At 71.9% G+C, this 9422-nt stretch carries 6 protein-coding genes and 3 pseudogenes; 2 read left to right on the top strand and 7 right to left on the bottom strand.

The window, feature by feature from the left end; all coding sequences use genetic code 11:
* Positions 1-269: 269 nt before the first annotated feature.
* Positions 270-1721, top strand: coding sequence for a WGR domain-containing protein (locus ACFYQA_RS19945; protein WP_388919272.1), 1452 nt, complete (start codon positions 270-272; stop codon positions 1719-1721).
* A 215-nt stretch (positions 1722-1936) separates the two neighbouring features.
* Positions 1937-2659, top strand: a complete 723-nt coding sequence (locus ACFYQA_RS19940) for an FAD binding domain-containing protein (RefSeq protein ID WP_388919269.1) — start codon at positions 1937-1939, stop codon at positions 2657-2659.
* 61 nt (positions 2660-2720) lie between these two features.
* Here the strand turns inward: ACFYQA_RS19940 and ACFYQA_RS19935 are convergent.
* From ACFYQA_RS19935 to ACFYQA_RS19905, 7 genes and pseudogenes are all read right to left on the bottom strand, one after another.
* Positions 2721-3272 (bottom strand): annotated as a pseudogene (locus ACFYQA_RS19935) (MSMEG_1061 family FMN-dependent PPOX-type flavoprotein); the annotation flags it as partial.
* Positions 3273-3618: 346 nt separating this feature from the next.
* Positions 3619-5097 (bottom strand): glutamate--cysteine ligase, encoded by a 1479-nt coding sequence (locus tag ACFYQA_RS19930; RefSeq protein ID WP_388919266.1) that lies wholly within the window; start codon positions 5095-5097, stop codon positions 3619-3621.
* Between the two features lie 189 nt (positions 5098-5286).
* Positions 5287-5673, bottom strand: a pseudogene (locus ACFYQA_RS19925) (CatB-related O-acetyltransferase); the annotation flags it as partial.
* Positions 5674-5817: 144 nt separating this feature from the next.
* On the bottom strand, positions 5818-6660 hold the full coding sequence (locus ACFYQA_RS19920; RefSeq protein WP_388919263.1) for an SDR family oxidoreductase: 843 nt from the start codon (positions 6658-6660) through the stop codon (positions 5818-5820).
* A complete protein-coding gene (locus ACFYQA_RS19915) occupies positions 6647-7885 on the bottom strand; it encodes an NAD(P)/FAD-dependent oxidoreductase (protein WP_388919260.1) in 1239 nt (412 codons plus the stop codon). The genes ACFYQA_RS19920 and ACFYQA_RS19915 overlap by 14 nt, the downstream gene beginning before the upstream one ends.
* Positions 7882-8073 carry a ferredoxin gene (locus ACFYQA_RS19910; protein WP_388919300.1) on the bottom strand — a complete coding sequence of 64 codons (192 nt, stop codon included), beginning with the start codon at positions 8071-8073 and terminating at the stop codon, positions 7882-7884. The genes ACFYQA_RS19915 and ACFYQA_RS19910 overlap by 4 nt, the downstream gene beginning before the upstream one ends.
* A 70-nt stretch (positions 8074-8143) precedes the next feature.
* Positions 8144-9384 (bottom strand): annotated as a pseudogene (locus ACFYQA_RS19905) (cytochrome P450).
* Positions 9385-9422 lie beyond the last annotated feature (38 nt).

Genomic DNA, 9422 nt, shown 5'->3' with positions numbered 1-9422 from the left:
GTTCGTGGTGAGTCCGAAGCCGCGGACGCGCGGTGGCGCCGGGGCGATGAGGGGATGAGGCGGGGAGGCCGGAAGGCGGTGAGGTGAGCAGCGGGACGAGACCGGGCGTCGGGACGGCAGAGGCAGGCGATATGTGGGACTCGCAGGAACCGGGACGGGTTGCTTCCGCGGGTGGATGACCGGCGGTCCATTGTCAGTGGTGCCGCCTACGGTTCGGACAGTGGGACCTGCCGGAACGGCCGGCGGCCCGCTTCGGGGAGGGTTCTGTCATGTCTGGCGGGTCGGCGTCGACGACGACGTATTTGGAGCTGTCGCAGGATGACGGCACCGCGCACAAGTTCTACGAAGTGACCGTCGACGCCCTGGTGGTGACCGTCCGTTACGGGCGGATAGGCGCCTCGGGGCAGACCCAGATCACCAGCTTTCCCTCGGCCGACAAGGCGCGGGCCGCAGCCGCCAAGAAGGTCGGTGAGAAGGTCCGCAAGGGCTACGCTCCCGCCGTCCCCGGGCAGCGCGCGCCGCGTGCGGTGACCCGGCGTCAGGTGACGTCCGCCCCGTCCACCGCGCGTGCCGTGGCCCCGGTGCTGTGGCGGTTCGGCACGGGCTCCGCGGCGTTCGGCATCCACGTCGACGACGAGCACTGCTGGGTCGGCAACCAGGCGGGCGACGTGTACACCCTGGGCCACGACGGCCGGGTGCTGGCCCGCTTCAACCTGCCGGACGGCGTGAAGTGCCTGGTCGCCGACGACTTCTGGATCTACGCGGGCTGCGACGACGGCAAGGTCTACGACCTGTCCTCCAAGCTGCCGTTCGCGGCGTACGACATCGCCGCGGACGTCGACATCTTCTGGCTGGACATCCACGAGGGCGTGCTGGACGTCTCGGACCGTGACGGCAAGCTCACCGTCATCGACCACGAGGACGAGCACCAGTGGTCCCGTCGCAGCCAGGGCGACCACGCCTGGATGGTGCGCGCCGACGACCGGGCCGTCTACCACGGTCATCGGCGGGGCGTCACCGCCTACGCGCCCGACGGAGGCGGCGAGTTGTGGCACACCCCCACCCGCGGCGGTGTGCTGTTCGGCTGGCAGGAGGACGACACCGTGTACGCGGGCACGGCCCACCGCGTGGTGCAACGGCTGTCGAAGGTGAGCGGGGCCATCGAGGCCACCTACGTCTGCGACGGCGCCGTGTACTCGTGCGCCACCTCGCCCGGCGGCCGGTTCGTGTTCGCCGGTGACGCGGCGTCGTCCGTCTACTGCTTCGACCAGGACGGCACCCGGCTGTGGAAGCTCGGCACGGGCGGCGGCTCGGCTCTGTCGATGCAGTACCGGGACGAGCGGCTGTACCTGGTCACCACCGACGGCTCACTGGTGTGCGTCGATGCGAGCGAGGCGGCCGTCTCCGCAGCCCAGCAGGGTACGGTGCCGGTCGCGCGGGACGTCAAGCTCGCCGAGGCGCTGACGGCCTACGCACCGGCCACGACGGCGAGCGCGGTGAGCACGGTGGCCCAGGCCCCGGCCGGGTCGATCGTCGTCCAATGTGTTCAGGACTCCGCCCGTCTGCGCGTGCATGTGGTGTCCGAGGGGTACGACTCGTCGTGGAACGTGCAGTTCCCGCGCGCGATACGAGAGCCCGGAGCCCGCTATGTCGTGGATGCGCTGCACCCGGCGGCCGGCGGCTTCTACCGGGTCCGCGGTGACATCCGGCGGCTGCTCTGACATCCCCACGGCCGCTCGCGGGCGCGGGGGCGCGGGGGCGCGGGGACGTTCCCGCGGGGGCGGGACGCCGGTCCTTGGGGCGTACGACAGGCGCACATGAGTTCGTGTGAGCCCTGTACGCGCCCCCACGCCCGTGCGGAGAATGCAGTGTCCATGATCATGCAGCGGAGTGGCCGGTTCCGTCGGCCGAAGCCCAGGAAAGCAGGTCGACCGCCATGCTCTTGCGTCTTCCCACATCCCTGACCGAAGCACAGAACTGTATGGCCGAGGGAGCGGTGCCCATCGGCGGAGCCACTCTCGTGTGGGCGCTCTGGCAGCGGGACGGCTTCCCCGAGCAGGCGATGTCCCTGCGCAGCCTGCCGGAGGCCAACATACTCGAGCGCGAGGCGCTGGGCGCGGCTGTCCTGCTGCACCGCATCGACGACCGGATACCGGAGGTCCTGCGCGGTGCGGCCTCCACCGTGGGCACCGGCGCAGTGCGCCGGACGGCCACGGTCGGCGGCAACATCGTGGGCAGCACCCTGCGATGTCTGCTGCCGGCGGCGCTCGTCCTGGACGCCCGCGCCACGGTGCTGGACCGGGACGGAGTCTTCGAGACCGATCTGGCCGAGGTGGTGGCCAAGCGCCATCTGCTGCTCAGCCTGCACTGGCGCACCCCGGTGACCAGCGGATACCACAAGGCGCCCGCCGAAGCGGGCGGCCCGCCGCCCCTCGTCGTCGCCACCGCCGTGCACGTCGAGGAGGACGGGCGGCGCAGGGTCCGCGTCGCGGTCCGTGACGGCTACGAGGTGATCGGCGGGAGCACGGAATGCACGGCCGGCACGGACGAGACGCTGCGTGCCCTGGACGCCACGGACCTCGGTTCGCTCCCCCCGGAGATCGGCGACGTGATGCGCAGGGAGGTGTCCGGGGTCCTGGTCCGGGCCACCGACGGCTGACGGCCCCGACCGCCGGAGGCGTCACCGGCCCCGGTACGGCCCAGCCGGCCGTGGGGGCGTGCCAGGTCGTGGGGTCCCAGAACCCCGGACCGGCGCAGCGACTGCGGGCAGTGCAGGTAGATCTCGTCGATCTCCAGAAGCACGGCGAGTGCCGGGCGGCGGCCGTCGGCGGCCATGGCGTCGAAGAACGGCGCGTCCGTCAGGATGCGGGCGTGCCCGTTGACGCGCAGTACCTCCTTGCCGCCCGGGACGAGGTAGAGGAGACCGGCCTGCGGGTTCTCGAGAATGTTATGGAAACCGTCGCCCCGGCGGTTGCTCGGCCGGTCGGGCAGTGCGATGGTGCGGGGCCGAGGACATGGGTGAAACCGGGCTGCCCGCCGCGCGGCGACACATCGCAGGTGCCCCGGCGGTCGGACGTGGCCAGCAGACAGAAGGACGAGCGGGCCAGTATGCCGAGGTCGTCGTCGGTGAGTTCGGGGTGCACCTTGTCGATCACGACGGGGTGCGGTTCCCCGAGCAGGTCCCGCAGCTCGGCCGACGACGTCAGCTCCACGTATCCCTCGGCGAGAGCTCTCGGGGTGCCGTGAATCGCCGCGTCCATCGTCTCGGGCATGCCGCGACTCCTTGTAGTGCGTGTGCGTGGTGGCGCAGCGAACACTAGCCGCCAGGGCCTGTACCGGTCGGACCAGGTCCGTCGGCCGTCGGACTCGGGATGTGGGACGCGGGACGCGGTATCGGCACCGGTGCCGGCCGCGGGACAAGAAGCGTCCTCCACCGGAAGCGTCCTCCACCGGAAGCGTCCTCCACCGGAACCGGCCGGTGGCTCGGTCCGGGGCCGCGGAGGTGATGCGGCTCGGCACGCACAGCCTGCGGTCGTCCCGCTTCACGGACACGTCGTCCGTCCACACCTCGACCGCGCGGCGGCGCCGGGCGGGGTGGTGAGGGTGCCAGGACCCGGGTCAGTCGACGGGCCAGGTGTGCACCGGGGCGTTGAGATGCATGTAGTCGATGTACTGCTGCGTCATCCGGCGCAGGGCCTCATGGCGGCCGCAGTGGGCCGTGGCGTCGATGTGGTGGAACATCTCCTTCTGCCACACCGCCCCGTTGCGCCCGGTGACGCAGCGCTGCTCGATGATGCCGAGCAGCGGCTCCCGCCAGGCCTCGTCCATCCCGGAGAGCTCCAGCCCGCGGTGCGCCAGTGGCAGCAGCCGTCGCAGCACCAGCTCGGGCACCGGCACCTCGCCCATCCCGGGCCAGTACAGCCGGGCCTCGATGCCGTGCCGTGCCGCCGTGTGCAGGTTCTCCTCGGCGGCCGAGAAGGACATCCGGGACCATACGGGCCGTTCCTCCTCCACCAGGGCTCGGGTGAGCCCGTAGTAGAACGCGCCGTTGGCCAGCGTGTCGGCGACGGTCGGGCCGGCGGGAAGGACCCGGTTCTCCACCCGCACATGCGGCTTGTCGTGCGAGATGGCGTAGACCGGGCGGTTCCAGCGGTAGATGGTGCCGTTGTGCAGGGTCAGCTCGCCCAGTTCGGGGATGTCGCCCCGGTCCAGCGTCTCTGCGGGATCCTGCTCGTCGCACAGCGGGAGCAGGGCCGGGAAGTACCGCAGGTTCTCCTCGAAGAGGTCGAAGACACTGTTGATCCACCGCTCCCCGAACCACACCCGGGGCCGTACCCCCTGCACCTTGATCTCCTCGGGACGGGTGTCGGTGGCCTGTTCGAACAGCGGGACGCGGGTCTCGTGCCACAGTTCCCTGCCGAACAGGAACGGCGAGTTGGCGGCCAGCGCGACCTGGACCCCGGCGATCGACTGTGCCGCGTTCCAGTAGTCGGCGAACTGCTCCGGGAACACCTGGAGGTGGAACTGGGTGCTGGTGCAGGCGGCCTCGGGAGTGATCGTGTCCGCGTAGGTGCGCAGCCGGTCGAGGCCGTCCATTTCGATGCACAGGTCCTCTCCGCGGGCCGCGAAGATCTGGTCGTTGAGGAGTCGGTAGCGCGGGTTCTCCGACAGCGCCGATTCGCCCACGTCGTCCTGCCGCAGCGTCGGCAGGATCCCGGTCATGATCAGATGCGTGCCGACCGACTTCGCGCGCTCCTCGGCATGGTTCAGCGCGGCACGGATCTCGGACTCCCAGGAGTCGGGTCCGCCCGCCGTCAGCCGCCGTGGCGGAACGTTGACCTCGAGGTTGAACCGGCCCAGCTCCGTGGACCAGGCCGGGTCCGCGATCGCTTCGAGCGCGTCGCTGTTGCGCATCACCGGCTCCGCCCGGTCGTCGACCAGGTTCAGCTCGATCTCCAGCCCCACCTGGGGCCGCTCGGACTCGAACCGTGCCTCTCGCAGCATCTGCGCGAACGTGTCGAGGCACTCCTGCATCTTGATCCGGTACCGGCGGCGGTCCTCACGGGTGAACACCAGCGCCGGGACGTCGCGTCCCATCGCACTCCCTCCCGGCTGCCGTCCGCGGACGCCTCTCCACCCCAGCCTCGCATCACTGGCCGACTCCGACCACGCGAGACAGGATCCGTCGCGGAGCCGGATACTCCTTACCCGTTCGGGGTACCCGGCCGCATCCGGCGCGCCCCGCGGTCGTTCGTACGGCTGGACGCGCGTCACACGGGCGGGACGTCAGGGGGCGGCCGCCTCCAGATCGGCGATGCTCCCCGACATGATCGTCCGAACATGGCCGGTGATGTGCTCCGCGGGCCAGTCCCACCAGGCCACCGCCAGCAGGCGCACGACGTCCCGGGGGCCGTAGCGGGTGCGGATGAGGCGGGCCGGATCGCCCCCGACGATGCCGTAGTCGGGCACGTCGCCGGTGACCACGGCACCGGAGCCGATGATGGCGCCGTGTCCGATCCGTACGCCCGGCAGCACCGTGCTGCCGTGGCCGAACCAGACGTCGTTGCCGACGACGGTGTCCCCCCGGTCGGGCAGGCCGGTGAGCAGGTCGAAGTGTTCGGACCACGAGCCGCCCATGGTGGGGAAGGGGAAGGTGGAGGGGCCGTCCATCCGCCGGCGTGGCCGCCGCCGTCGGAGTGTCCGTACGGCGCCGGCCCGGCAGGGAGGCTCAGATCTCCCCGGCTGTCCTCTTGCCGCCCCCTCACCCGCATGAGGCAGCCGGCCTCGCGCCCTGACCCTCCCGGCCCCGAAGTGCCGTCACCCGCGGGGCATGTGGTGCCGGATCCATGCCGTCTGACCGCCGTCGACGAGCAGGTCGGTGCCGGTGATGTACGAGGAGTGCGGGTCCGTGAGGAAGGCCACCGCGTCGGCGATCTCGGCGGGTGTACCGGGCCGGCCCGCGCCGCACGCGTCGAGCATTTTCATCATGTGCCCGTCGGAGTCCGCGTCGGCCTCCGCCTTCGCCATCGCGGTGGCGACGATGCCCGGACTGACCGTGTTGACACGGGCGCCGAGCCGGCTCCACGCGAGGGCGGCGGCCTGCACCCGCAGGAGATTCGCCCGTTTGGCCAGGATGTAGGCGGCCGTCGGATCGTCGGCGAGGCCGGTGACCGCGTCCAGGCCCAGCAGCCGGTCCGCGGGTGCCGTGGCCAGGGAAGCCTCGTCCTCGGCGCCGATCGAGGCCATGTGCCCGGCGACGCTGGCGACGCAGACCAGTGACGTGCCACGAACGGCCACCTGCTCGAACGCCTCGATGACGTACACCGTGCCGAGCAGGTCGACCTCGAGAATCCTGGATGCCGAGGCGGTCGCGGCGGCCACCCCGGCCGTGTGCACGACGGCCGTGATCCGCCCCGCCCCGGCCGCGGTCCGGGCCAGCCGCTCCACCGCCGCACGGTCACGGACGTCGGTCGGTACACCCCGTACCGCGTACCCCTCGGCGCGCAGCGCGTCCACCGTTTCGTCCAGCCGAGCGCGGGACGCATCGGCGAGGATCAACGTCCGCCCGCTGCCCAGCCGTCGGGCGACCGCCGACCCCATCCCGCCCGCTCCGGTGACGACGACCACGTCACGCGACCGGTCGTCCCTACTGTCGTGCATGGGAGGTCTCCTTGCCGTGGTGGTGACCGTTGCCGATGAGGTCGTCGGGGGCGGCCGCCTCGTCCCGTACGGCCTCGTGCCAGGCCGTACCGTCCGCGACGGCCTTCCGCCAGGCGCGGACGGCCTTGGGCGGCATGCCCACCGCCAGTGCGCCGGTGAGCCTTCCGCCCCTGCGGTAGGCGGCGACGAACCGCCGCCCGGCCGTGTCCCCGTCCACGACGGCGACTTCGTCGTGGCCGCGCAGGTAGCCGTAGGCCTGGATCCGCAGGCCGTACTGGTCGGACCAGAAGTACGGAACGGGCGTGAACGGCGTGCGCGCCTCTGGCGCGGCGAGCAGGTTGTGCGCGGCGGCCATGCCCTGCTCGGCGGCGTTCGTACGGTGCTCGATCCGCATCGACGTCCCGAACAGCGGGTTGTACCAGCGGGCGACGTCACCGGCCGCGTACACCCCCGGTGCGGCCTCGCAGTACTCGTCGCAGATCACGCCGTCGCCGAGCGTCAGCCCGCTGTCCGCGAGCCAGCCGGTGTTCGGCAGTGAACCGACGGCGACCAGGATCTCGTCGGCCTCGACCACCTCGCCGCCGGCCAGCCGCACGCCGTCCTCGGTCACCTCCGTCACGGTGACCGAGGTGCGCAACTCCACGCCGTGGTCGAGATGGACCCGGGAGAGCATCCCGCCGACCTCGGTGCCGACGGCGTGGGCCAGCGGGACGGGAGACGGCTCGAGCAGGGTGACGTGGGCGCCCAGACCCCGGGCGACGGCGGCGGCCTCGGCACCGAGGAACCCGGCGCCCACCACGACGAGCCTGGTGCCCGGCGTCAGCACGTCACGCAGTGCGAGGGCGTCGTCCAGCGTGCGCAGGACGTGCGCTCCCTCGCCGGGCAGCCGCCGGGGACGCACGCCCGTGGCCACGATCAGCCCGTCGTACGGCACCCGCGACCCATCGGCCAGCCGGACCGCGCAATCCGCCAGGTCCAGCCCGGTCGCCGCCGTCCCCAACCGCAGGTCCAGGTCCAGGGCGTCGAGGTCCTCGTCCCGGCGCAACGGCAGCCGTCCGGCCGGCCACGCGCCGGAGAGGATCTGCTTGGACAGCGGAGGGCGGTCGTACGGGACGTGCGGCTCGTCACCGACGAGGGTGAGCGGGCCGTCGTGGCCCGCCCGGCGCAGGGTCTCGGCCGCCGCGAGTCCGGCGGCCGAGGCACCGACGACCACGACGCGTCTCACCGCTCCACCAGGCGGATCGCCGCGGCCGGGCAGACCGCCTCGGCCTGGCGCGCGTCGTGGAGCAGTTCCTCACCGGGGTACTCCTCCAGCAGGACCGCCACTCCGTCGTCGTCCCGCTGGTCGAAGACGTCGGGGGCGGCCAGGACGCACTGTCCCGACGCCACGCACTTGGGTTCGTCCAGTTCCACACGCGTCGTTGTCACTCGGTCGGTCCTTCCGGTTCTGCCGGTCGTGCTGTGGGGGTGAGGGCGGGGCCGGTCACCAGGTGACGGGCAGGCTGTGGACGCCGTACGTCGTCCCGGTGCGGTCGAAGGAAAGGTCCTCGATCGGGGCGGCCGCGCGCAGGGTGGGGATGCGGCGGTAGAGGGTGCCGTAGGCGACCTGGAGTTCCAGCCGGGCCAGGTTCTGGCCCAGGCACTGGTGGGTCCGTAGCCGAACGCCTGGTGGATCCGGGCGGGGCGGGTGAGGTCCAGCCGCTCGGCCTCGGGGAACGCCTCCGGGTCCCAGTTCGCCGCGTGCAGGTCGAAGACGATGCCCTCGCCCTTGCGGATGACCACCGAGCCGATCCCGACGTCCTCCTTGGCGACCCGGCGCACACCGGTCTGGACGATGGTCAGGTAGCGCAGCAGCTCGTCCACCGCGTTCGCGACCAGCTTCGGGTCGTCGGTCTCCCGCAACAGGGCGAGCTGGTCGGGGTGCTCGAACAGCGCCAGGGTGCCGAGGCTGATCATCGTCGCGGTCGTCTCGTGGCCGGCGATCAGCATCGCCACGCCCATGTGGACGGCCTCGGTGTGCGACATCTCCCCGTCGCGGACCCGGCCGGCCATCTCGGAGAGCACATCCTCGCCCGGGTCGTCCGTCTTCCGCCTGATCAGGTCGTCCAGATAGGCGGCCAGCTCACCGCTGACCCTCCGGGCCTCCTCGGGCGCCGCGGCGCCGTCCAGGACCAGGCTGCTGCTGCGCTGGAAGAAGTCGTGGTCCTCATAGGGCACCCCGAGCAGTTCGGCGATGACCAGCGACGGCACCGGCAGCGCGAACGCCGTGAGCAGGTCGACCGGGTGGGGGCCCGCCAGCATCGTGTCGATCAGGTCGTCGACGATCTTCTGGACCGGGGCCCGCATCCTCTCGATCCGCTTGACCAGGAACGGGCCGTTGACGGTCCGGCGCAGCCGGGTGTGCTCCGGCGCGTCCGTGTTCGTGATCAGCCGGGGTGTGGCCGGGGCGATCATCGCCCGGTGGGCGTTGACATGAGGGAAACCGGGGTCGAGGTCGTCGTCGCTCACCCGGGGGTCGGGCAGGAGGGCGCGCTGGTCGGCGTGCCGGGTGACCAGCCAGGGCGTACTGCCGTTCCAGATGCGGACCTTCGTGACCGGGTGCTCCGCCCGCAGCTCCTGCGCGGCCGGGGCCGGGGCCAGAGGGCACTGCGCCGCCCGCGGCAGCGGATACTCGGGCAACTCCTCGGCGGTGCCGCCGGCAGGGCAGGACAGGGCCTCGGGCATGGCATCTCCTACATGACGTGGGGGAGCGCTTCCGGCTG

Origin of the sequence: Streptomyces sp. NPDC005774 (assembly GCF_042871645.1) — a bacterium.
In the GTDB taxonomy this organism is placed as follows: Bacteria; Actinomycetota; Actinomycetes; order Streptomycetales; family Streptomycetaceae; genus Streptomyces; species Streptomyces pratens.
The sequence above is the reverse complement of the archived record's forward strand: the minus strand, read 5'-3'. Positions and strand labels throughout refer to the sequence as shown.